The sequence below is a fragment of the Pseudoxanthomonas broegbernensis genome (assembly GCF_014202435.1).
In the GTDB taxonomy this organism is placed as follows: Bacteria; Pseudomonadota; Gammaproteobacteria; order Xanthomonadales; family Xanthomonadaceae; genus Pseudoxanthomonas; species Pseudoxanthomonas broegbernensis.
In genome coordinates this window covers 233,349-254,523 of the sequence record NZ_JACHGU010000005.1, presented here as the reverse complement: position 1 = coordinate 254,523, position 21,175 = coordinate 233,349, and the positions used below count along the sequence as shown (strand labels likewise).

The 21,175-nt window shown below is 72.1% G+C and carries 21 protein-coding genes and 1 tRNA gene; 8 read left to right on the top strand and 14 right to left on the bottom strand.

Annotation, left to right across the window (positions count from 1 at the left end):
• Positions 1-3: 3 nt before the first annotated feature.
• From tviB to HNR76_RS11880, 8 genes are all read right to left on the bottom strand, one after another.
• Positions 4-1,287, bottom strand: a complete 1,284-nt coding sequence (tviB, locus tag HNR76_RS11915) for a Vi polysaccharide biosynthesis UDP-N-acetylglucosamine C-6 dehydrogenase TviB (protein ID WP_162310203.1) — start codon at positions 1,285-1,287, stop codon at positions 4-6.
• A 131-nt stretch (positions 1,288-1,418) separates the two neighbouring features.
• Positions 1,419-2,789, bottom strand: a complete 1,371-nt coding sequence (locus HNR76_RS11910; protein WP_162310204.1) for an O-antigen ligase family protein — start codon at positions 2,787-2,789, stop codon at positions 1,419-1,421.
• A 132-nt stretch (positions 2,790-2,921) separates the two neighbouring features.
• Positions 2,922-3,374 (bottom strand): hypothetical protein, encoded by a 453-nt coding sequence (locus HNR76_RS11905; RefSeq protein WP_162310205.1) that lies wholly within the window; start codon positions 3,372-3,374, stop codon positions 2,922-2,924.
• 158 nt (positions 3,375-3,532) lie between these two features.
• Positions 3,533-4,762, bottom strand: a complete 1,230-nt coding sequence (locus HNR76_RS11900; RefSeq protein WP_162310206.1) for a tetratricopeptide repeat protein — start codon at positions 4,760-4,762, stop codon at positions 3,533-3,535.
• Positions 4,759-6,297, bottom strand: coding sequence for a J domain-containing protein (locus HNR76_RS11895; protein WP_162310207.1), 1,539 nt, complete (start codon positions 6,295-6,297; stop codon positions 4,759-4,761). The genes HNR76_RS11900 and HNR76_RS11895 overlap by 4 nt, the downstream gene beginning before the upstream one ends.
• Positions 6,298-6,305: 8 nt before the next feature.
• Entirely contained in the window at positions 6,306-8,582 is a 2,277-nt protein-coding gene (locus HNR76_RS11890; protein WP_162310208.1) for a GumC family protein, read from the bottom strand.
• Positions 8,583-8,636: 54 nt separating this feature from the next.
• Positions 8,637-9,353 (bottom strand): polysaccharide biosynthesis/export family protein, encoded by a 717-nt coding sequence (locus HNR76_RS11885; RefSeq protein WP_162310209.1) that lies wholly within the window; start codon positions 9,351-9,353, stop codon positions 8,637-8,639.
• Between the two features lie 279 nt (positions 9,354-9,632).
• Positions 9,633-9,709 (bottom strand) — tRNA-Met (locus tag HNR76_RS11880).
• Between the two features lie 112 nt (positions 9,710-9,821).
• Between HNR76_RS11880 and HNR76_RS11875 the strand changes: the two genes are divergently transcribed.
• From HNR76_RS11875 to bfr, 3 genes are all read left to right on the top strand, one after another.
• On the top strand, positions 9,822-10,418 hold the full coding sequence (locus HNR76_RS11875; RefSeq protein ID WP_162310210.1) for an RNA pyrophosphohydrolase: 597 nt from the start codon (positions 9,822-9,824) through the stop codon (positions 10,416-10,418).
• 98 nt (positions 10,419-10,516) lie between these two features.
• Positions 10,517-10,717, top strand: a complete 201-nt coding sequence (locus HNR76_RS11870; protein ID WP_162310211.1) for a (2Fe-2S)-binding protein — start codon at positions 10,517-10,519, stop codon at positions 10,715-10,717.
• A gap of 100 nt (positions 10,718-10,817) precedes the next feature.
• Positions 10,818-11,288, top strand: a complete 471-nt coding sequence (gene bfr, locus HNR76_RS11865) for a bacterioferritin (RefSeq protein WP_162310212.1) — start codon at positions 10,818-10,820, stop codon at positions 11,286-11,288.
• Here bfr and HNR76_RS11860 read toward each other — a convergent pair.
• The 3 genes from HNR76_RS11860 to HNR76_RS11850 all read right to left on the bottom strand — a co-directional run bounded on the left by HNR76_RS11860 (position 11,261) and on the right by HNR76_RS11850 (position 16,189).
• Positions 11,261-13,666 (bottom strand): hybrid sensor histidine kinase/response regulator, encoded by a 2,406-nt coding sequence (locus tag HNR76_RS11860; protein ID WP_162310405.1) that lies wholly within the window; start codon positions 13,664-13,666, stop codon positions 11,261-11,263. The two genes, bfr and HNR76_RS11860, sit on opposite strands and share 28 nt — an antisense overlap.
• A 38-nt stretch (positions 13,667-13,704) precedes the next feature.
• A complete protein-coding gene (locus HNR76_RS11855; RefSeq protein WP_162310213.1) occupies positions 13,705-15,534 on the bottom strand; it encodes an EAL domain-containing protein in 1,830 nt (609 codons plus the stop codon).
• Between the two features lie 64 nt (positions 15,535-15,598).
• Complete coding sequence (locus HNR76_RS11850; RefSeq protein ID WP_162310214.1) at positions 15,599-16,189, bottom strand: DUF4126 domain-containing protein; 591 nt, start codon at positions 16,187-16,189, stop codon at positions 15,599-15,601.
• A 116-nt stretch (positions 16,190-16,305) separates the two neighbouring features.
• Between HNR76_RS11850 and HNR76_RS11845 the strand changes: the two genes are divergently transcribed.
• Genes HNR76_RS11845 through HNR76_RS11825 form a run of 5 tightly spaced genes read left to right on the top strand, consistent with a single transcriptional unit; the run spans position 16,306 to position 19,761 of the window.
• Positions 16,306-17,025, top strand: a complete 720-nt coding sequence (locus tag HNR76_RS11845; protein WP_162310215.1) for a DUF6776 family protein — start codon at positions 16,306-16,308, stop codon at positions 17,023-17,025.
• Between the two features lie 11 nt (positions 17,026-17,036).
• Positions 17,037-17,459, top strand: a complete 423-nt coding sequence (locus HNR76_RS11840) for a bactofilin family protein (protein WP_162310216.1) — start codon at positions 17,037-17,039, stop codon at positions 17,457-17,459.
• A 25-nt stretch (positions 17,460-17,484) separates the two neighbouring features.
• A complete protein-coding gene (erpA, locus tag HNR76_RS11835; RefSeq protein WP_183982252.1) occupies positions 17,485-17,859 on the top strand; it encodes an iron-sulfur cluster insertion protein ErpA in 375 nt (124 codons plus the stop codon).
• Positions 17,860-17,876: 17 nt separating this feature from the next.
• Positions 17,877-18,818: an NAD(+) diphosphatase gene (gene nudC / locus HNR76_RS11830; protein WP_249065599.1), complete on the top strand. Its 942-nt coding sequence runs from the start codon at positions 17,877-17,879 to the stop codon at positions 18,816-18,818.
• Positions 18,819-18,870: 52 nt separating this feature from the next.
• Positions 18,871-19,761 (top strand): cobalamin biosynthesis protein, encoded by an 891-nt coding sequence (locus HNR76_RS11825; RefSeq protein WP_162310218.1) that lies wholly within the window; start codon positions 18,871-18,873, stop codon positions 19,759-19,761.
• A 273-nt stretch (positions 19,762-20,034) separates the two neighbouring features.
• On the opposite strand, the gene HNR76_RS11820 is transcribed toward HNR76_RS11825, so the two are convergent.
• From HNR76_RS11820 to HNR76_RS11810, 3 genes are all read right to left on the bottom strand, one after another.
• Positions 20,035-20,448 carry a DUF2752 domain-containing protein gene (locus HNR76_RS11820; RefSeq protein ID WP_162310219.1) on the bottom strand — a complete coding sequence of 138 codons (414 nt, stop codon included), beginning with the start codon at positions 20,446-20,448 and terminating at the stop codon, positions 20,035-20,037.
• An 11-nt stretch (positions 20,449-20,459) separates the two neighbouring features.
• Entirely contained in the window at positions 20,460-20,792 is a 333-nt protein-coding gene (locus tag HNR76_RS11815; RefSeq protein ID WP_162310220.1) for a CD225/dispanin family protein, read from the bottom strand.
• Between the two features lie 61 nt (positions 20,793-20,853).
• Positions 20,854-21,147: a CD225/dispanin family protein gene (locus tag HNR76_RS11810; protein ID WP_162310221.1), complete on the bottom strand. Its 294-nt coding sequence runs from the start codon at positions 21,145-21,147 to the stop codon at positions 20,854-20,856.
• Between the last annotated feature and the right edge of the window lie 28 nt (positions 21,148-21,175).

The window sequence follows — 21,175 nt, the reverse complement described above, 5'->3', positions numbered from 1 at the left end:
GGTTCAAAGCCGTCCGTCCACCGCCTCGCGCGGCAGCACGTACTTGATGTCGTAGACGATGGATTGCGGCTTGCCGTAGGCGCGGATCCCGTCGGCGCCCAGGGCACGGAACTGGTCGTGGCCCACGGCCACCACCACCGCGTCGTAGGCGCCCTGCTCGGGCTCGCCCAGGTCGATGCCGTATTCGCGCCGCGCCGCTTCGGCGTCCACCCAGGGGTCGTGCACGTGTACCTGGGCGCTGTAGTCGCGCAGCGCGCCGATGAGGTCGGCCACCCGCGTGTTGCGCAGGTCCGGGCAGTTCTCCTTGAAGGCCAGGCCCAGGACGAGGACGCGCGCGCGCACCGGGTTGATGCCCTTGCGCACCATCAGCCGCACCACCTCGCCGGCGACGTAGGCGCCCATGCCGTCGTTGGTGCGGCGGCCGGCGAGGATCACGTCGGGGTGGTGGCCCACTTCCTGCGCCTTGTGAGTGAGGTAGTAGGGGTCCACGCCGATGCAGTGCCCGCCCACCAGGCCCGGGCGGAACGGCAGGAAGTTCCACTTGGTGCCGGCTGCCTCCAGCACTTCCAGCGTATCGATGCCCAGCTTGTTGAACAGGATGGCCAGGTCGTTGACCAAGGCGATGTTGAGGTCGCGCTGGGTGTTCTCGATGACCTTGGCCGCCTCGGCCACCTTGATGCTGCTGGCCTTGTGGGTGCCGGCGTCGATGATGCGGGCGTACAGCGCGTCGACGAAGTCGGCGGCCTGCGGCGTGGAGCCGGAGGTGACCTTGAGGATGCCGGTGAGGCGATGGGCCTTGTCGCCGGGGTTGATCCGCTCCGGGCTGTAGCCGACGTGGAAGTCCGCGTTGAACGCCAGGCCCGAGGCCTGCTCCAGGATCGGCACGCACACTTCTTCGGTGCAGCCCGGGTAGACGGTGGATTCGTACACCACCACGTCGCCGCGCTTGAGCACGCCGGCCACGGTCCGGCTGGCCGCGACCAGTGGCGCCAGGTCGGGGCGCCGGGTGCTGTCGATGGGCGTGGGCACGGTGACGATGTAGACGTTGCAGGCGGCGATGTCGGCCGGTGCGCCGGTGAAGGACAGGCCGCCGGCCTGCGCCAGCAGTTCCGGCTCCACTTCGCGGGTGCTGTCGCGCCCGGCGCGCAGTTGCGCGATGCGGGCCGGGTCGATGTCGAAGCCGGCCACCTCGAAGCGCTTGCCGAACTCCACCGCCAGCGGCAGCCCCACGTAGCCCAGTCCAATCACGGCGATCCGGGCGCTATCCAGACAGAACGCTTGTGCCATCCGTGATTCCTCGCGGCCGCGGGAGACGATGGATATCGCCGTCCGTTCCAGCCCGGATTATGACCGCTCCCCCGAGTGCCTGGCCAAAGCGGCCGCCGTGGGGGCCGGATCGCCGCCGGCGTGCGCGTATTTCAATCGGACCCGGGCCATGGCGCCGGGTCGCGGCCGAGCATGGATTCCTCCGCCGGGGTACCGGATCGGCGCACCGCCGGGGAGAGGGGAGGCGCGCCGAGGCGAAGCGCCGCGGCCTGCGCCGCCACGCCGGCCAGGAAGGCGGCCACGGTCATGATCGCCGGGGTGCGCAGCGGGTAGTCCACGAAGCTGTGGGCAAGCACCACCGCCACCGCGAGCCAGCTCCCGGCGGCCAGCCCGTCCGGCTGCGCGTCGGCGCGCCATGCGCAGCGCGGCAGGCTCCAGGCCATGCCCACGGCCAGCAGCGCGATCCACGCCAGCCCGAGGATGCCGCTTTCCAGCCACCACTGCGCGTACTCGTTGTGGGCGTGGTTGACGTAGGCCCATTGCAGCGCCTCGTCCGGGGTGTGCGCGTCGAACCACTGGACGAAGCTGCCGATGCCGCTTCCCCAGGGCATGGCATCGGCGGCCAGGGCGGCGGTGGCCCGGGCCATCGCGATCCGCGTTTCAGAGGAGTAGTCGACCTTGATCCAGCCGCTGAGCGCCACCAGCACCAGCGCGCCGGCCACCAGCCCTCCCAGCAGCAGGAAGGTGCCCTGCCTGCGCCGCCCGCGTCGGCCCAGGCGCTGCCGCAGCCACCCGGTGGCGGCCGGCACCAGCAACAGGGCGCCGATGCTGATCAGGGCCATGGCCCGCGAGCCGACGAGGGGCAGGGCGACCAGCAGCAGCAAGGCCAGCCCGCCGGCCGCGATCAGCCCGGCCGTGCGCGAATGCGGCGGGGCGTCCTCCTCGTCCAGGCGGCGGCGTGGATCGAACGCCCAGGCGGCCAGCAGCACCAGGGCGATGCCGATGGCGGTGGCCTGGTGGTTCTGGTTGGCGAACACGCCGTTGAGCACCGGCGGCAGTTCGGGGAACGGGTTGAGGATGCTGTCCTGCGGTGCGCCCAGTTGCAGGTAGCCCAGGATCAGGCTGGCGGCGGCCAGCGACACGATCGTCCAGGCCAGGTGGACCTGGCGCCGCCGCGGCAGGGCCAGGGCCGACACGAAGGCGGCGAGCGCCGGCAGGATCGACCACAGCGCGCGTTCGGTGGCCCAGGGCGTGCGGGTGAGGCCGGCGGCCAGTTGCAGCGCGATGCCCGCCGGGACCAGCGTGGCCAGCAGCAGGATCCAGCGCAGCCGCGGTATCGGCTGCGCGCGCTTGGACAGGCAATGGAGCGCGAGGGGCAGCACGGCGCAGGCGAGCAGTTGGGTGGCCGCATCGCCGATGCCGCGGTCGGACGCGCCGCCACCGGTGAGGAATGCCAGCACCAGCAGCGCGGCGGCCATGTAGAACAGCCCGGCCCCCGTGCGTTCCGGAAGCCAGTGGTTCATGGATTGCCGTGCCCGCCGATGCAAGAACGGGACGGGCATGCGCCCGTCCCGTCCGATTCCGCTCCGTGCCATGCGCCGCGGGCGGGTAGGCGTGCGGGGGGCGCCGGCACCTGCGCCAGGAAGTGCATGGACTCAGCGGCTGACCGGCGGACGTTCGTCGTCTTCGTCGCCCAGGGTCTCTTCCATGGTGAGCGCGGTCAGGGCCACGCCGCCGGCGATGATGCCTACCGCTGCGCCGCCGCTGACCGTGCTGCCGCCGGTGGTGGTGCGCGCCAGCGCGGGAGTGCAGGTGGGAGTGACCGTATGCACGCCCGGCGTGGTGAGATTGACCTGGCATCCGTTGGGATAGATCACCGTGGCCGAGCCGCCGGACGGGACCAAGACACGGTTGCCCGGTGCGAGCTGCACGCCGGACTGGGCGGGGATGAACTCGCCGTCGAGCCCGCTGGCCTGCACGCTGCCGGAGGTGACTTGCAGGGTGGCGACCGGTTCCTGGGCCGCGACGCCTTCCTGTGCGGCTGCCGTCGTCAGTGCCGACAGGCCGAGCGCCAGGCCAGCCGCGAGCAGGGAAACCTTCTTCTTCATGACCGTCGTTCCTTAGTAGTACGAAGCCCCGGAGGAACTGCCCCAGAGGTACGCTAGTCGCGTTCGCCAGGGGTTGCAATACGAATGGTCGTCATTTTGCCGGCTCCAGGCTGAACCGCCGATTCGGCATGCGGGGCATGGAGCAAGAGTTGTGCGAGCTATCGCGTCGTCTCCGGCTTGGCTGAGACATCGTCGATCCAGACCTCGCCCGACACGTACTGGCCGATGCCCGAAGGCACCGGGTTGCGCAGGCGGAGCCATTGCCCCGGGCAGTTTTCGGGAACCTCGGCCGTCCAGTTCATCGTGGTCCATCCGAACGTGCCCTGGATGCGCTCGCTGGCGCCCAGCAGGCCGTGGCCGCCCTTGGCGCACAGCAACACCCATTCCAGCCCGGCGTCGCTGCGCAGGGCCTCGGCGCGCATCCGCACCTGGAAGCGGTAGCGGCCGGGCGCCAGCAGCAGCGCCTGCTGCAGGCCCGCATGCGCGGCGGGCCGATGGTTGAAGCGCACGCGCGCCGCCATCCCCTGGCGCGGATCGGCGTCGGGCCGGATGTCGACGTTGACCCCGGGTACCCGGGCGATGCGCCAGTCGAACCCGTAGCCGCCGATCGGCCGCCCGAAGTCGCCGTTGAACACCGGCGACAGGCGCGCATCGGCGGGCAGGATGGACGTCCAGTTCGCATAGGCCTCGTCCCAGTGTCGCCGGGCCATCAATGCCTCGATCCAGCCCTGGTGCTCGGCGGGGCTCAGGTCGCCGGCCCGTTGCAGTTGCCCGAGCACGCGCTCGGCCTGCGGGTGCTTGCCGCTCTGGATCTCGCGCAGCAGCGGCGCGCGCCAGCGCGGCTGTCGGGACAGCAGCGGGACCAGGGCGTCGGCGAAGGTGGGATCGGCGGCGGCCATCTGCGCCAGGATCGGCACCAGGGTGCGGCCCAGCCGCGGCGAGATGCGCAGGATGCGATCGATCTCGGCCAGCGCGTCGGTGTAGCGCTGGTGGGCGAGATGGTCGCGCAGCAGCCAGGCGCGCGCGGCGATGTCGTGCGGGCTGGACCGGATGGCCGCGATGTAATGCCGCCTGGCCTCGTCGGTATGGCCGCGCGCGGTTTCGTACTGGGCCAGGATGCGCCAGGCGCGGCCTTCCAATGGCGCCCGTGCCAGCAGGCGCCGGGCGGTGTCGGCAGCCTGGTCGACGCGGCCGTCGGCCAGTTGCCGTTCGGCCAGCGCCAGCAGGGCGTCCGGATGCCCGGGAATCCACGCCAGCGCGCCTTGCGGATCGGTCCCGGCCAGGATGTCGGCGGCGCTGTGCGCGACGATGCGCCAGGCGGCGAAGGCCAGGCCGGCGCAGAGGGCGGCGAGCAGCAGCGGGCGCTTCCATGTGCGCGATGCGTTCATGGGGCGGCGTCTTCCAGGGCCACCGAATCGATCATCCAGTCACCGTCGCGCCAGGTCAGTTCGGCGTGCAGGCGCTGGATGGACGGATCGGGCGCGGGCCATGCCACCGGGACCACGGCCCATGCGCGCCCGGGCTGGTGGGTCCAGCGTGTCTGCTCCCTCACCAGCGTGGGGAAACGGTGGGTGCCGTGCTCGACCAGCGATTGGCGGATGCGTTCGGCCGTCTCCATGGCACGCACGTTCCTCCAGATCGGCGGCGGATTCACCCGGTGCTGGGCGACGAAGACCAGCAGCGACTCCAGCCGTGCCTGGGCCAGCTCGGGATGGAGCGGTTGGTATGCGGCGGAGGGCTCGCCGGCCGTTGCATCCGCGATGGCGGCCGCGACCGGCCGGGCTGTTGCCGTGGCGGCGCGGCGTGGCCCGGCATCCGCCGGGGTGGCCGGCGGGTGTGCCTCGTCGCTGCGCGCGGGCATCCCGCTGCCTGCACCGGCGATTCCCGCTGGTGGGTGCGCAGTGCCGCTGGCCGCGGACGCAGCCGTCTCCGATGCCACGGCCTTCATGGATGTGGCGGGTGCCGGCGCGGGAAGCCGCCGTGCGGCGGCGGTGGCCGCTTCCGTGGTTGTCGCGGTGGTCGTCGGTGCGGCGGGGCCGGGATCGGGGGCGGCCCTGCGCGGTGGCGGGGGCGCGATACGCGCCGGATCGGCACCGGCGGTGCGCGATGGGACGGGTGCCGCCCGGGAGGCCGACGATTGGCCGGTCGCGGCACGGGTGCCGGCCACGGGCTCGGCGGCCGGGGGGGCGGGATGCGGCCCGGCATCGGCCGCCGCCGGCTCGGGCGCGTCCTCGGGCGATTGCAGCCGCAGCCCGTCGAACAGGAAGGCGACGGGCGATTCCTGCTTCTCCGCCGGGGGCGTCTCGGCGGGCGGCGGCGCCTGCCGGGCGATGAGCCAGAGCAGCAGCCCGCACACCAGCAGCAGCGCGATCGGCACCGCCACGTGGCTGCGGGGGCGGCGCTCCTCGTCCGGGTCGATCCGGATCCATCGCGGCGAGTACACCGCTGCCGGCTCGGGTTCGTCGCCGTCAGGCGGCGGCGCCGGGTCCCCCACCTGCGCCTCGTCGGCGGGCTGCGGGTTGCGCTGCGCCAGCCGCAACCGGTTCCAGGCCACGTTGACGCGCGCGGCGAAGGCCTGCTCGGCCTGCGAATCGGCGCGGTCGGGGTGCAGCCAGGCCTGCAGGATGCGGTGATGCGCCTTGATGCTGTCGAAGTCGGCGCCCTGGCGCAGGCCGAGCACGCGGTAGTCGTCGGCATCCGGATGCAGCAGCACCTCGCGCACGAAGAAGCGCGCGGCTTCCAGCAGCTCGGCCGCGTCCATGCCGGTGCGCGCGGCCGCCTCGTCCAGCCGCGCCGGCTGGCCGGCGGCCAGCAGCAGCAGCTCGCCGGTGCGGTCCGGCACCGGCTTGGCACGGGCGGCGTGCCGCAGCGACGGCGTGCGGAAGAGGTCGATCGCCAGCGAGAGTGCGTCTTCCCCGGGCACGTCCGCGGCTACCGCTTGGTCAGTTGCGGACGGGCGCCGTAGGCGTAGTAGCTCTCGTACTGGTAGCCATAGCCGGCGGTCCTGGCGTTGTACTTGGTCAGCAGCACGCCGATGATCCGCGCACGCACGCCCAGCAGCCGCTTGATCACCGCCTGGGCGTTGCCGATCTTGGTGCTGCCGGACTGCACGACGAACAGGGTGGCGTCGGCGACGTTGCCCAGGATCGCCGCGTCGGCCAGCCCCAGCACCGGCGGGCCGTCGATGACGATCTGGTCGTACACGTTGCCGGCGATGCTGAGCAGCGACACCAGCCGCGAGCCGGACAGCAGCTCGGCCGGGTTGGGCGGCAGCGGCCCGGCCAGGATCACGTCCAGGCGCGCCTGCCGGGTGGGCAGGACCGCGTCCTCCAGCTTGCCCGCGCCCGAGAGCAGGTTGCTCAGCCCCTTGCCGCTGCCCAGCTCCAGCAGCCGGTGCAGCGAGGGGTTGCGCATGTCGGCCTCGATCAGCAGGGTGCGCTTGCCGAGCTGGGCGAAGTTGCGCGCCAGGGTCATGGCCGAGGTGGACTTGCCCTCGCCCGGCCCGGAACTGGTGATGAGCAGCGCCTTGGGCACGCCCTGGTCGGTGGAGAACTGCAGCGCGGTGCGCACCGAGCGGTAGGACTCTGAGAACGCCGAGCGCAGGTCGGCGGCGGCGGTGGCCACCGTCTGCTTGGACAGTTGCGGGATGATGCCCAGCACCGACAGGCCGAGCCGGTGCTCCACGTCGTCCGGCGTCTTGATGGTGTCGTCGAGGAACTCCAGGGCCAGGGCCACCAGTACGCCGATCACCACGCCCAGCAGCACGCCCAGGGCCAGATTGAGCAACACGTTGGGCTTGTAGCGCCACGGCGGCGCCTGGGCGCGGTCGATGACCGAGATGTTGTTGGGGCGCACGTCGCCGGCCACGCCCACTTCCTTGTAGCGCTGCAGCAGGCCGTCGTAGAGCTGGCGCGAGGTGTCGGCCTCGCGCTTGAGGATGTTGTACTGGATGCTGCGGCTGTCGGTGTCCAGGGTCTGGTCGCGCAGTTGCGCCAACTGCGTCTGCAGCAGGGCTTCCTGGCGCACGGCGGCGTCGTACTCGGCCTTCACCGAGCGCCGCACCCCGGCGATCTCCGCGGCGATCTGGCGGTCGATCTCCTCGATCTGGCTGCGCAACTGCTGCATCTCCGGGTACTCGGGCTTGAACACGCGCCCTTTCTCCTGGTAGGTGCGCTGCACGTCGGCGCGCTGCTGGCGCAGGGCGCCGGCGATGGAGCCGCTGAGCATGTCCTGCGGCAGCGCGCCGGAGGACTGCACCTGGGTCCAGCGCGCCTGCGCGCGGATGCGCTGGGCCTGCGCCTGCGCCAGCGAGGCGTTGAGGTCGGACAGGTTCTGGCCCACCAGCGAGCGGCCGTCGGCGTCGCTGACCAGGTTCTCCTTCTGCGCGAACTCCACCAGCTTGCGCTCGGCATCCTCCAGCCGGGACTTGGACAGCAGCAGTTGCTGTTCCAGGTAGGTCTTGGCGTACGAGGAGGCGCCGAAGCGGCGCTCCAGCTCGCCGGCGATGTAGCCGTCGGCGATGGCGTTGGCCGCGCGCGCGGAGAAGTTCCGGTCGGGACTGTCGAAGTGGATGCTGACCAGGCGCGAGCGCGGTTGCGGGGCGATGGTCAGCGCCTGCTGGACCATGTCCGCGGCGGCGCGGCGTTCGGCTTCGGAGTCGCCGTCGCCCGCGGGACCGGCGCCGGCGGCCGGGTTCTCCTGCGGCCGCACCACCGCCTTCAGGCGCGCGCTCCAGGAGGGCGGGTTCAGGCGTTCCAGGCGGGCCTTGTCCAGGTCCAGGTCGTCGACGACCCGCTCGGCCAGGGTCCGGCTTTTCAGCAGGCCGATCTGGGTGGTCAGGAACTCCGGGTCCACGCCGGTGGGGATGCCCAGCTCGCCGGATTGCACCACCTGCTGGCTCTGGCGCTCGATCTGCAGCACCGCCGTGGCCCGGTAGATCGGCGTGGCCATCAAGGTCGCCACCAGGGCCACGGCGACCACGCCGCCGAGGATGCCCAGGATCAGCCAGCGGCGCTTGACGATGATGCGCCAGTACGCCAGCAGGTCGATGGTGTCGTCGTCGCGCTCCTCGCGCGCCACGTCCAGCAGCAATGCGTTGCGCTCCGGTGCCGCCAGCGCGGCGGGCACGCGCGGCGTGGGGAGCGCCGGCGCGGGCAGCCGGGATTCCCCGTCATCCATGGGGCCGGTCGGCAGGTTGTCCTTACTCATGCGTCATCCGGGTTGAGCGCGAGGATCGATGCGGTCGGCATCGGCGGCGTGCGGTCAGTAGTACGGTCTCCAGAACACGCCGATCACCGGGACGGCCTCGATGAAGCGGCGCAGCGCCGTCTTGCTGCCCGAGGTCTCCACCACGATGATGTCGTCGCCGAACAGTTGCGGGTCTTCCACCCGGCCGCTGCGCAGTTCGCGCATGTCGTAGACCGCCGCCAGCTTCTGCCCGTCGATCTGCCGGAACAGCACCACCGCGCGCAGGTCGGCCAGCGGGTCCAGGCCCTCGGCGATGGCGATGGCCTGCAGCAGCGTGACCCTGCCGGTCAGCGGGTAGATGCCCGGTTTCTTCAGCGCCCCTTCCAGGGTGATGCGCTGGCTGGAGAATTCCTTGACGAAGACGGTGACCTGCGGGTTCTGCAGGTAGCTCTCGGCGTAGCGCCGGGTCAGCTCGGTCTCCAGTTCCGGCACGGTCTTGCCGCCGGCGATGACGCCGCCCACCAGCGGCAGCGAGATCTGGCCGTTGGAATTGACCCGGGTGGTGCGGTTGAGCTCGTCCACGCCGAACACGCTGATCTCGATCAGGTCCGAGGCGCCGAGCCGGTACTCCGATGCGCCCTCGTAGGCGCCGGCGGCGTTGGTGGTGTCGGGGGGCGGCAGCGCGGTGCCGGTGCCGACCGCGCGCACGCTGTGCGATGCGCTGGAGCAGGCGCCGGCCAGCAGCAGGAACAGGCAAGCGAAGCCGGCGGAGAGCGGTCGTGAGGGATGCATTCTGGAACCCCTGTGCAACGCGGGCCACGAGTGGGGAAACAGCGCCACTTATAGCGCATTGCGAAGCCGCCGGCCCGTTCAGGTTGGTCGACGATGGATGAGGATGTTCCCGCCATCGGACAGGTCGCGGCGCCGAAGGAACGATTCCGCTTTAGGCGACATCCGCGGGCGGTGAGCCTGCGCGTGGCATGGCCGTCAGCGCCGACGGCGCCCGGAAGCCCTCTTTAGCGATCCACGAAAAAACCCCGCGCCGGCGGGGTTTCCTCGGGGACCTCCATGTGGTGGCTATGGGTGGACTCGAACCACCGACCCCAGCATTATGAGTGCTGTGCTCTAACCGGCTGAGCTACATAGCCACGCGGAGAACCGCGAATTTTTCATCTTCCCGCCGCCGCTGTCAATGCGCGGCTTGTCCGCCCGGCGGGGCCGTGGCAGAGTCCGAGGCAGTCGAATTTTCTGGAGTCCGTCGTGATCGATCCGGACGGATACAGGCCGAACGTCGGCATCGTGCTCATGCGCGAGGACGGCCAGGTGTTCTGGGCGCGCCGGGTGCGCCGTGACGGCTGGCAGTTTCCGCAAGGCGGCATGCGCAGCGACGAGACCCCGCTCGAGGCCATGTACCGCGAGCTGCACGAGGAGACCGGGCTGTTCCCGGAGCACGTGGAAGTGCTGGGCGCCACGCCCGGATGGCTGCGCTACCGCCTGCCCGGACGGGCGGTGCGGCGCGGCGACGGGCCGGTGTGCATCGGCCAAAAGCAGGTCTGGTTCCTGCTGCGCCTGCTCGGCGACGAGTCCCAGGTCCGCCTGGACCTGACCGACACGCCCGAGTTCGACCACTGGCGCTGGGTGGATTTCTGGTACCCGGTGGAGCACGTGGTCACCTTCAAGCGCGGCGTCTACGCGCGGGCCCTGCGCCACCTGGCGCCGCTGGCGGTCGGCACCGGCGCGGCGATACGGCAGATGTCCGGGCCGGCGCAGGAGGCCTGGCTGCCGGGCAACAGCGCCGGGCACGAGCGGCCGCGCAAGCGCCCGCGCGGTGCCCGCGGGCGGCGCTCGTCGGCCTGAACGGTTCGGCCGGCGGGCGGGATGCATGTCGTTCGCAATTGACATCGATTCTCATCCGTGATGGAATCGCGGCCAGTCCCCGCCGCCGTAATCCCGCCGTGTACGTCTGCATCTGCAACGGAGTCACCGACCACCAGATCCGCGAGGCCGTCGACAACGGCTGCGGCAGCGTGGCCGAGTTGACCATGCGCACCGGCTGCGGCGCGACCTGCGGTTCGTGCCTGGACATGGCCGCCTCCCTCGTCGCCGAGTACCAGGCGCGCGACCTGCCCCTGCCGATGCTGGCCGCCGCGGCCTGACCGGTCCCGGCACCGCCGGAATGAACACGATTCGCGTTCCTTCGCCGTCATGGGCGAAGCGCTAGAGTGCCTGCGTTCCCCCAGTCGAAGGAGCGCAGCCATGAAGGGCGACGCCAAGGTCATCGAATACCTCAACAAGGCTCTGTACAACGAGCTCACGGCGATCAACCAGTACTTCCTGCACGCCAAGATGCTGAAGAACTGGGGCCTGAAGGAACTGGCCGAGCACGAATACAAGGAATCCATCGACGAGATGCACCACGCCGACTGGCTGGCCGAGCGCATCCTGTTCCTGGAGGGCCTGCCGAACTTCCAGGCGCTGGGCAAGCTGCGCATCGGCGAGAACCCGCGCGAAGTGCTCGAATGCGACCTGGCGCTGGAGATGGACGGCATCTCGCTGCTGCGCGAGGCCATCGCCTACGCCGACTCGATCGGCGACTACGTCAGCCGCCAGTTGTTCGTGAAGATCCTCGACTCGGAAGAGGAGCACGTGGACTGGCTGGAAACCCAGCTCGACCTGATCGGCCGCATCGGCGAGCCCAACTACCTGTTGAGCAAGCTGGAGGACTGAGCCGGGGCGCCGTTCGCCGCCAGCCAGCCCTGCAGCGCGACGCGGGCGCGGGCGAACTCGGCGATCAGCAGGGCCACCGCCACCGCCGGCCGGTCGAGCGCATGGGCGCGCGCGCCCAGCTCGATCCGCTTGGCCGCCGCCGACAGGGCCAGGGCGCCGACGTTGGCGCTGGAGGACTTGAGCGCATGCGCGGCCTCGCGCATCGCGTCCAGGTCGGGTGCGGCCGAGGCCTGCTCCATCTGCCGCACCAGGCGCGGCGCATCCTCCAGGAACAGGAGCACGATCGAGTGCACTTCCGCGCCGGCGATCTCCTGCAGTTCCTCCAGGATCTCCGGGTCCAGCACGGCCGGCGCCGGTACGCCGGTGTCGTCGGCCGCCAGGGTTTCCTCGGGCGCCTGCATCGGGCCCGGGCCCGATGCCACGGTGCCGGCGTGCGTACCGGCGGTTGCCGGGACACCCGTGGCGGCCGGTGCATCGAGGGGCGGGCGGGTGCCGGCGTTGCGTGCGGCCCCGCGCTGCGGCACGGCGCGTAGCCAGCGGCGCAGGCACGCCTCCAACTGGTCGCGGGCCACCGGCTTGGAAAGGTAGTCGTCCATGCCCGCGTCCAGGCAGCGCTGGCGGTCGCCGGCCATGGCGTTGGCGGTGGTGGCGACGATCGGCAGGCGCCGGCCCGGCGTGTTGGCGGCCTCGTGCGCGCGCCAGCGCCGGGTGGCCGAGTAGCCGTCCAGCACCGGCATCTGGCAGTCCATCAGCACCAGGTCGTAGTCGCCGCTGGCCATGTGCCCCAGGGCGACCTCGCCGTTGGGCGCGGTGTCGCAGGCGTAGCCGAGCACGGCCAGCAGCTTCTGCGCCACCAGCATGTTCACCGGGTTGTCCTCGACCAGCAGCAGGCGCGGCGGCGGGCCGTCGCGCATGTCCCACCGCACGGGCGCGGACTCGGCGGGCATGCCGCGGGCGGGCGGCTCCGCCGGTGGGTCGTCCGCCACCGCCGCCGCCGTGGCCCGCTGCAGGCTGCCGCGCAGGTCGGCGTCGGGTGCCAGGCGCGGCAGCAGGCCGGCGCGCTCGCGCAGTTCCTCGGGCACGCTTTCCTCGCCGTACAGCCACAGCAGGCGCATGTCGGCGTAGGCGGGCGTGCGGGTGAGGGCGCGGTGCAGGGCCGGGGCGCTGCGGCGCAGGCCGTCGTGGTCGGCCACCACCACGGCGTAGCCGGCGGGGTGGCCGGGCGCGGTGTGCCCGCGCAGGCGCTCCAGGGCCTCCTGGGTGGTCTCCACGATGCTCGCGTTCATGCCCCAGTTCGGCAGCAGCAGGGCCATGCGCTGGCGCAGGCGCAGGTCCGGGGAGATCACCAGCACGCGCCGCGAAGGATCGTGCGCCTCCGGGCGCGCCTGCAGGTCGCCGATGACCTTCAGCAGCGGCGCCTCGAACCAGAAGGTGGACCCCTGCCCCGGCTCGGACTGCACGGCGATGCGCCCGCCCATCAGGTCCACGATGCGCTTGCAGATGGCCAGGCCCAGGCCGGTGCCGCCGTACAGCCGGGTGGTGGAGGCGTCGGCCTGGCTGAAGGCGCGGAACAGGCGCTGCTGCTGCTCGTGGCCGATGCCGATGCCGCTGTCGCGCACCTCGAAGCGCAACTGGTGCTGGGCCGGGGTCTGGCCCAGGCGCAGCACCGACAGTTGGATGGCGCCGCGCTCGGTGAACTTGATCGCGTTGCCGATGAGGTTGGTCAGCACCTGGCGCAGGCGCACCGGGTCGCCGCGCACGGGCAGGCGCACGTTGGGGTCGATCTTCAGTTCCAGGCGCAGGCCCTTGCCCTCGGCCGAGCGCTGCATCAGCAGCAGCACCGCCTCCAGCAGCTCGCGCAGGTTGAAGGTGGTGATCTCCAGCTCCAGCCGGTTGGCCTCCAGCTTGGAGTAGTCGAGGATGTCGTCGACGATGCGCAGCAACTGCTGCGAGGACTCGTGCGCGGTGCGCAGCATCTCGCGCTGGTCCGGGGCCAGGCTGCCGCGCGCGATCAGGTCGAGCATGGGGATGATGCCGTTGAGCGGGGTACGGATCTCGTGGCTCATCGTGGCCAGGAACTCGCCCTTGGCCAGGGCGGCGGCCTCGGCGGCCTGCTTGGCCTGCATCAGTTGCTGCTCCAACTGGTCGTGGCGATGCACGTCGCGCTGCAACTGGTTGCGCTCGTACTCGGCGGTGGCCGCGCGCGCCAGGGCCGCCTCCAATACCCGGCCCTGGGCGCGCGCGGCGGCCAGAGCCGCCAGGGCCGCCACCAGCGCCAGCCCGGCCAGGATCACGGCCAGCAGGGTCCAGGGCCCTTCGATGCCGGCCCGGGCCAGGCCCAGCGCGGCGAGGATGGCGAGCGCCGCGACCGCGGCCAGGCCGGCCCCGAGGCTGCGCTGCCCGTGCGCGGCCATGGCTACAGCACCGCGTTCTTGAAATCGAAGTCCAGGTCGCTGCCGACCGAGCTGACCAGGTTGCCCTGGACGAAGTCGATGCCGGCCACCCACATGGCCGCGGCCGCTTGCGGGTCCTCGATCTGCTGGCCGATCACCTGCAGGCCCTGGCGATGGGCCTGCTCGATCACCGTGCGCAACTGGTCGCGCAGGGCGCCGTCGTTGTGCGCGCCGGCGAAGCGCCCGGCCATGCGCACGTAGCCCAGCGGCATCTGGCCCAGCAGCGCGTCGGCCTCGTCGCCCGGCTCGAACTGGCCCAGGCAGAACTGCACGCCCGCCGGCATCAGCCGGTGGCAGAACCCGCCCAGGGTGACGCTGTGGATCAGCGCATCGGCCAGGCGGATGTCGATCACCACGCTGGTGCCGGCGATGCCGCGCTCGGCGATGGCCTGCAGCAGCCAGTCGGCGAAGGCCTCGCGGGCCAGGGTGCGCGGCGACTGCGACACGAACAGGCGCAGCGGCGTGCCTTGCGCGGCGCGCTGGGCCACCAGGTTCAGCGCGTGCTCCATGACCTGCTGGTCCAGGTCGGCGATGCGGCCGCTGGCCTCGGCGGCCGGGATCACCTGCCCGGCCGACAGCAGGGTGCCGTCGGGCTGGCGCAGGCGCATCAGCACCTGGTACTGGGCCTGGTCGTTGCCGGCCACCGAGACGATCGGCTGGTAGGCCAGTTCGATCTGGCCCTCCAGCAGGGCCAGGCGCTCCTGCGCCTCGTGGTCGCTGGGCGGGACGTAGGCGGCCACGCCGTCGCTCTCCAGGCGGGCCTGCAGGGCGCTGCGCTCGGTGGCCTCCAGCGCCGAGCCGGCGTCCTCGAAGCCCTGCGACAGCGCCGCGTAGCCGATCGCGCTGCGCAGTTGGATGCGCTCGTCGTCGCGGATGAGGAAGTTCTCCATGGCCAGCCGGGTGCGGACGCCCGCGGCGACGGCCTTCAGGCCGGCCGGGTCGGCATCGCGCGACACAATCAGGAAGCTGTTGTCGTTCAGGCGGGCCAGCGGCGCGGGGGCCGCGATCTGGGCCAGGCGGCGCCCGGCCTCGGCCATCAGCCGCTCGAACGCGGCGTAGCCGTAGTGCTCGCGCAGGCTCAGCGCGCCGGCGATCTCGATGAAGAACACGCCGCCGCGCGCGTCGGCCTGCAGCGCATCGTCGAGCTGCTGCAGCAGCCAGGCGCGGGTGGCCAGCCCGGTCTCCGGGTTGCTGCGCATGGCCGCCGGCGCCGCCGCGCTCTGGCGCAGTTGCGCGCGGCTGCGCTGGATGCGGTTGGACACCGCGGCGATCAGGTGGCGCGGCCGTACCGGCTTGGTCAGGAAGTCGTCGGCGCCGCTTTCCAGCACCTCGAACTGGCGTTCCGGGTCGGGGTCGCCGGTCAGGAACACGATCGGCAGCAACTGGAAGCCGGGCCGCTCGCGGATCAGCGTGGTCAGGCGCATGCCGTCCAGGCCGGGCATGTGCAGGTCCATCAGGATCAGGTCGGGCTGGAACTGGTCGATGGCTTCGAGCACGCCGGCCGACTCCATCTGCACCTGGGCCTGCATCCCGGCGCCGTGCAGCACGCTCTGCGCGAACAGGGCCTGGCTGCGGTCGTCCTCGACGATGAGGATGCGGTAGGGGGCCTCGGTGTCGGCGGCGGCCGGCCCGGCGCCCGCCGCGGTGTCCGCGGCTTCGGGCACGGCGGCCTCGTCCTGCTCCTCGGCATCGGGTACCCAGCGCCGCCAGTAGTGCGGCGGCGGTACTTCTGCGCGCGCGCGCTGGCGCGCGGCCGGTTCGTCCGACGTCGGCGCGGAATCTCTTGCGACCATCATTCTTTCCCCGGGCAGGGGCGCATTATGTGACCAAGTGCGTTCATGCGGACAAGTTACGCGATCAGGCGGCCGGGGGAGCGAACAGGCGGCGAACGCCACGGGCCAGGGTGCGCCAGATCCACCACACCAGCAGCGCGCCCAGCACGCTGAACCCCACCACCAGGACCAGGGCGATCCACGGATGGGCCAGGGCCAGGGCCAGGCCGCCCACCACCACGGTGTCCTCGGCCACCGAGGCGACCCAGTTGCTGGCGGGCTCGGGCGAGGTGTTGAGCAGCGCGCGCGCGCCGCTCTTGAGCGCATGGCTGGCCAGCGCCGCGCCGGCCCCGGCGGCCAGCGCGCCGGCGCCGAGGCTGCCGTCCGGCGACAGCGCGGCCGCGGCCAGGAAGGCACCGGCCGGGATCCGGGCCAGGGTCTGCAGCAGGTCCCAGACCGAGTCCACCCCCGGGATCTTGTCGGCGAAGAACTCGGCCAGTGCCAGTGCGCCGGACGTGCCCAGCACCCACCACGACTGGGTGGCCTGCAGCGCCGGCGGCAGTTCCACCCAGCCCAGCAGGCCGGCCAGGCCGACGCCGAACACGGTCAGGTAGGCGCGGATGCCGGCCATCCAGGCCAGCAGCAGGCCGATCACGAACAGGTGCGCTTCGGTCATGGCGGGATTTCCGGGGAAGCCGCGCAGGGTCTGCGGAAGGGGGGCGGCGAGGCGGTTTACACTAGCCGGCCCGGCCTGGTCCGCAGTATAGGCAGAAACGCTTCGCCGCCCCGCCGATGACCGACTCCTCCTCCCGCTTCCGCATCGTCCCGCGCCGCGCCGTTCCCGGCCGCGGCCGGTCCGTCGCCATCGCCGTGGCCTGGCTGCTGAGCCTGGCCGCGGTGTGGGGGCTGGCGACCTGGCGGGCCGCGCCGGCCCTGGGCCAGGTGCAGGCGCAGATGCGCGCGGCCGAGCGCGATGCGGCCCGGCAGCAGGCCCGGCTGGACGAGCTGAACCAGCGCCTGGTCACCCTGCAGCGCTCGGACCAGATCAGCCGCGCGGCCAATGGCGAGCTGCAGTCCTCGCTGGCCGAGCGCGACGAGGAGATCGCCGCGCTGCGCGCCGACGTGGCCTTCTACGAGCGCCTGGTCGGCGCCACCACCCAGCGCAAGGGCCTGAACGTGCACTCCATCGAGTTCGCGCCCGAGGAGGCCGGCACCTGGCGCTACCGCGCCGTGCTCACCCAGAACCTCAACCGCGGCGCGATCAGCCAGGGCCAGTTGCGCTTCTCGGTGGAGGGCGTGCGCGCCGGCAAGCTGGCCAGCATCGGCTGGAACGAGCTGCACCAGCGCCCGGAGGCGGCGGGGCAGGACTATTCCTTCCGCTATTTCCAGGAACTGGGCGGCAGCGTGATGCTGCCGCGCGACTTCACCCCGCAACATGTGCGAGTCTCCCTGCGCGGCAACGGGGGGAACGTGGAACAGACCTTCGAATGGAAACCCGCCACGGGCGGATGAGGCAGGCGAGCATGTTCAAGAGCAAGTCCACCCAGCGCGATGGGTTCGCCATCGACACCTTGATCGGCCCGGACGTGGTGGTGCGCGGCGACGTGGAGTTCAGCGGCGGCCTCTACGTGGAAGGTCGCATCCAGGGCAAGGTGCAGTCCGTCGCCGGCAAGCCGGCCACCCTGATCCTGTCGGAGAACGGCTTCATCGAGGGCGAGGTCCATGCCCCGGTGGTGGTGATCAACGGCGAACTGACCGGCGACGTGCACGCCGGCGAGCGGGTCGAGCTGGCGCCGCGGGCACGGGTGCAGGGCAACGTCCACTATGCGGTGGTGGAGATGAGCGCCGGCGCCCAGCTCACCGGCCGGCTGGTCCACGCCCAGGCGCAGACGCGCGCCCTGCCGGCCCCCGAGGACGCCGTCGCCGGCGCGGCGGCCAAGGCTTGATAGGCGCACGGCCCGCCCCCATCCCATGAGCATGATCCCGCTTCCCACCGCTCCCAGTTACCAGCAGCTCGACCGGCCGCTGCAGTTCAGCCCCGCCGCCGCGGCCAAGGTGCGCGAGCTGGTCGCCGGGGAAGGCAACGCCGACCTCAAGCTGCGCGTCTACATCCAGGGCGGCGGCTGCTCCGGCTTCCAGTACGGCTTCGAGTTCGACGAGACCCAGGCCGAGGACGACATGGCCGTGGACACCGACGGGGTGACCCTGCTGGTCGACCCGTTGAGCCTGCAGTACCTGATGGGGGCCGAGGTCGACTACAGCGAGGGCCTGAGCGGCGCGCAGTTCGTGATCCGCAACCCCAACGCCAGGACCACCTGCGGCTGCGGCAGCAGCTTCACCGTGTGACCGGCGCGGGGCGACCGGTGAGCGTTCCGGCCATCCCGTTCCCCTGCCCGCCGCTGCTGGGCGGGTTCGCCTTCCAGGACGCGCCGCTGGACCGCGCCGACCCCTTGCGCGACGACCCCGATGCCCTGCGCCGGCACTGGCCGGACGCGCGCCTGCTGGTGCTCGATGCCCAGGGCCGCCTGGCCGCCGACGCGCAGGGCGCCGCCTTGCTCCTGCGCGGGGCCGATGTCGGCGGCGGCCCGGGCACGGCCGTGTTCCTCGGCCTGGATGGCGGCGGGCAGGCCTGGTTCGCCCTGGAGGCGGGCACCCTGCCGGCCGTGGCCGCCGGGCAATGGATCGACCTGCGCCGTGCCGCCGCGCTCTGGCCGGCGGCCGAGGCCGGCGCGTTCGCCTATGCCCGCGGGATGCTGTACTGGCATGCGCGCAACCGCTACTGCGGCGTGTGCGGCGGCGGCGTCCAGTTCCGCCGGGCCGGCTTCGTCGGCCACTGCGCGCAATGCGGCAACGACCATTACCCGCGCGTGGACCCGGCGGTGATCATGGCCGTGGGCGACGGCGAGCGCCTGCTGCTGGGCCGCCAGGCGGGCTGGGCGCCGCGGCGCTGGTCGGTGCTGGCCGGGTTCATCGAGCCGGGCGAATCGCCCGAGCAGGCCGTGGTCCGCGAGGTGCACGAGGAAACCGGCGTGCGCGTGCGCGCCTGCCGCTACCTGGGCGCGCAGCCGTGGCCGTTCCCCGGCGCGCTGATGCTGGGCTACCAGGCCTTCGCCGAGGCGGACCCGCCGCGCGTGAGCGGCGAGCTGGAAGAGGCCCGCTGGTTCACCCGCGAAGAGGTCGGCCAGGCGCTGGCGCGCGACGAACGGGCCGCCGACGGCCCGCTGCTGGCGCCGTCCATTTCCATCGCCCATGCCCTGATCGCGCGCTGGCACGCGGGCGAGGACGCATCGGTCACGCCGGCTTAGCGTACCGGGCACGGAGCAGTGGCTAGAATCGGGGGTCGAGAGGGAGGGCTCCATGTTCACGACCCTGGTCGCCGTCATCGCCGCGCTGGTGCTGGGCCACATCGCCCCCGCCCCGGTCGCCGCGCTGCGGCAGTTCCGCTGGTACCGCCAGGCCTTGGGCTGGCTGGGTGCGCAGGGCGGGGAAGGCAGCTTCTGGCATGGCCGCCACGGGCTGTGGCTGGCGCTGTTGCCGCCGGTGCTGCTGGCGCTGCTGCTGCAAGTGCTGTTGGCCGCGCCGCTGCTGGGGCTGCCCGGCCTGCTGTTCGGCGTGGTGATGCTGGTCTACGCCTGGGGGCCGCGCGACCTGGACGTGGACGTGGAGGCGGTGCTCGGCGCCGACGATGCCGCCTCGCGCCGGGAACGGCTGGACCGCCTCGCCGCCGGCCCGGGGCAGCGCGTGGAAGAAGGGCCGGCGGTGGTCGGCACCGTGTTCCGCAGCGCGTTGCGGCGCTGGTTCGCCCCGCTGTTCTGGTTCCTGCTGCTCGGTCCGGCGGCCGCCCTGCTGTACCGCCTGTGCGAGCGCGCGGCGGTCGACGCGGCCGGCCCGCTCCCGGAGCGAAACGCGGCCGGCGCCCGGCGCCTGCTGCAATGGCTGGAATGGCCGGTGGCGCAGGCGATGGCTTTTTCGCTGGCGCTGGCGGGGGACTTCGACCGGGTATTCCGCGCCTGGCGCACCCAGGGCGGCGACCGCTGGCCGCCGCACGACGGTTTCCTGGAAGGCTGCGCGCGGGCGGCAGTGTCCGGCGAACTGGCCGAGGAGGCCGACGACTACCGCCGCGAAGGCTATCCGCTGGTGCCGGGCGAATTGCCCGAGCTGCGCGACGCGATGAGCCTGGTCTGGCGCATGCTGCTGCTGTGGCTGGCGCTGCTGGCGCTGCTGGTGATCGCCGGCTGGGTGGGCTGAGGCGCTCGCGCCCCGCTTCTTGCCGTGACGCTTGGCGTCCGGCACGCCGGCCGGAGGTCCCAAGCTATACCCGGCGCCTGCAAATGCGCAGGCCGGCCGTTCCCGTGGCGGATTGGCTGCCGGCGGGTTTTCGGCCCGGTGCCAGCAGCGTGAACGGTACCCGGGCAGGTGGCGGGCGATCCGCGCCGCGCAGGCCGGGAGGCGCCGCATGGCTGGCCGCGTCGCCACGCGTCATCGACCCGACCGCCCCCCGGCGCGGGCTTTGCCTCGGTTTCAACCCGGCGCCAGCAGGGTGAACGGATGCCAGGGCAGGTTGCGGGCGATCCAATACCCCGGCAGCAGCACCAGCCACAGCTTTGGCTCCATCAGCCATCGCATCAGCGGCGCCAACGCGCGCGGCTGCCAGCCGCCGGACCAGGCAACCATCAGCGGCATCAACGGCATCAGCAGCACCGCCAGCGGGTTCATCGACAGCGCGCCCGGCAGGTCGCCGTGGACCAGCGCGTGCAGCGCGCGGGTCAGCCCGCAGCCGATGCAGTAGCAGCCGGTGAACGCACGGAACATGCAGGGCGGGAAGGGATTGCCCGCCGCGTTCGGGTCGTAGGTGCGCAACAGCCACACCCCCGCGCCGGCCGCGACCGCGGCCGACGCCAGCGCCGCGATCCGCAGCGGGCGCGAGATGGGCATCCCGGCGGTTCTTACTGCTCGATCTGCTCGAGCAACTGCTGGTACTGGGCCATGCCGCCGGAGGAGAAGAAGTAGAGGGTCCACAGCACGCCGACGATGGCCAGCGCGGTGGCCACCCAGCACCAGATCTTGGCGTTGGCCGAGGCGCGGCGCGCGCCGGCGATATCGCCCTGGTTGAGCAGGGTGTTGACCTTGCTGGAGAACACGATGGCCACGATGCCGACCAGGCCCAGCGGGCAGCACAGGCAGGTCGCCAGCACGGTGGAGATGATCGCCCAGGCCAGGTGGTTGGGAACCGGCTCGTGCATCGGCGGGGCGGCGGGCGGCGGCGGGACGTAGCTCATTGCACGATCTCCTGAAGGATGGTCGGAAACGCGGTGGATGTGTCGCGGAGCGGTCGAGCGGTCAGTGGAGCGCGCTGGACAGGCCGCCCAGCAAGGCCAGGCCACCGAACAGGAAGAACCACAGGACGATCAGGAGGGGGCCGGCCAGCGCCGACCACAGCGCCCACTGGCCCGCCTTGCGCGCGGACTGGCGCGCACCGGCGATGTCGCCGGCGGCACGCTTGCCGTCCACCTGGCTGGCATGGACGATCGACACGATGCCCAGCGGCAGGCAGCAGAACAGCGTGGTCAGGATCGCCCAGACCAGGTTGTTGGGCACGTACTCGCCGTAACCGCCCGGCGGTGGAGTGTTCATGGTGTTGCTTTCCCCCTCGGGCAACTGC

Excerpts from the sequence above, each read along its gene's own strand:
- tviB (WP_162310203.1), bottom strand. The coding sequence starts at position 1,287 with ATGGCACAAGCGTTCTGTCTGGATAGCGCCCGGATCGCCGTGATTGGA.
- HNR76_RS11910 (WP_162310204.1), bottom strand. The coding sequence starts at position 2,789 with ATGAACCACTGGCTTCCGGAACGCACGGGGGCCGGGCTGTTCTACATG.
- HNR76_RS11905 (WP_162310205.1), bottom strand. The coding sequence starts at position 3,374 with ATGAAGAAGAAGGTTTCCCTGCTCGCGGCTGGCCTGGCGCTCGGCCTG.
- HNR76_RS11900 (WP_162310206.1), bottom strand. The coding sequence starts at position 4,762 with ATGAACGCATCGCGCACATGGAAGCGCCCGCTGCTGCTCGCCGCCCTC.
- HNR76_RS11890 (WP_162310208.1), bottom strand. The coding sequence starts at position 8,582 with ATGAGTAAGGACAACCTGCCGACCGGCCCCATGGATGACGGGGAATCC.
- HNR76_RS11885 (WP_162310209.1), bottom strand. The coding sequence starts at position 9,353 with ATGCATCCCTCACGACCGCTCTCCGCCGGCTTCGCTTGCCTGTTCCTG.
- bfr (WP_162310212.1), top strand. The coding sequence starts at position 10,818 with ATGAAGGGCGACGCCAAGGTCATCGAATACCTCAACAAGGCTCTGTAC.
- HNR76_RS11855 (WP_162310213.1), bottom strand. The coding sequence starts at position 15,534 with ATGGTCGCAAGAGATTCCGCGCCGACGTCGGACGAACCGGCCGCGCGC.
- HNR76_RS11850 (WP_162310214.1), bottom strand. The coding sequence starts at position 16,189 with ATGACCGAAGCGCACCTGTTCGTGATCGGCCTGCTGCTGGCCTGGATG.
- HNR76_RS11845 (WP_162310215.1), top strand. The coding sequence starts at position 16,306 with ATGACCGACTCCTCCTCCCGCTTCCGCATCGTCCCGCGCCGCGCCGTT.
- HNR76_RS11840 (WP_162310216.1), top strand. The coding sequence starts at position 17,037 with ATGTTCAAGAGCAAGTCCACCCAGCGCGATGGGTTCGCCATCGACACC.
- erpA (WP_183982252.1), top strand. The coding sequence starts at position 17,485 with ATGAGCATGATCCCGCTTCCCACCGCTCCCAGTTACCAGCAGCTCGAC.
- HNR76_RS11825 (WP_162310218.1), top strand. The coding sequence starts at position 18,871 with ATGTTCACGACCCTGGTCGCCGTCATCGCCGCGCTGGTGCTGGGCCAC.
- HNR76_RS11820 (WP_162310219.1), bottom strand. The coding sequence starts at position 20,448 with ATGCCCATCTCGCGCCCGCTGCGGATCGCGGCGCTGGCGTCGGCCGCG.
- HNR76_RS11815 (WP_162310220.1), bottom strand. The coding sequence starts at position 20,792 with ATGAGCTACGTCCCGCCGCCGCCCGCCGCCCCGCCGATGCACGAGCCG.
- HNR76_RS11810 (WP_162310221.1), bottom strand. The coding sequence starts at position 21,147 with ATGAACACTCCACCGCCGGGCGGTTACGGCGAGTACGTGCCCAACAAC.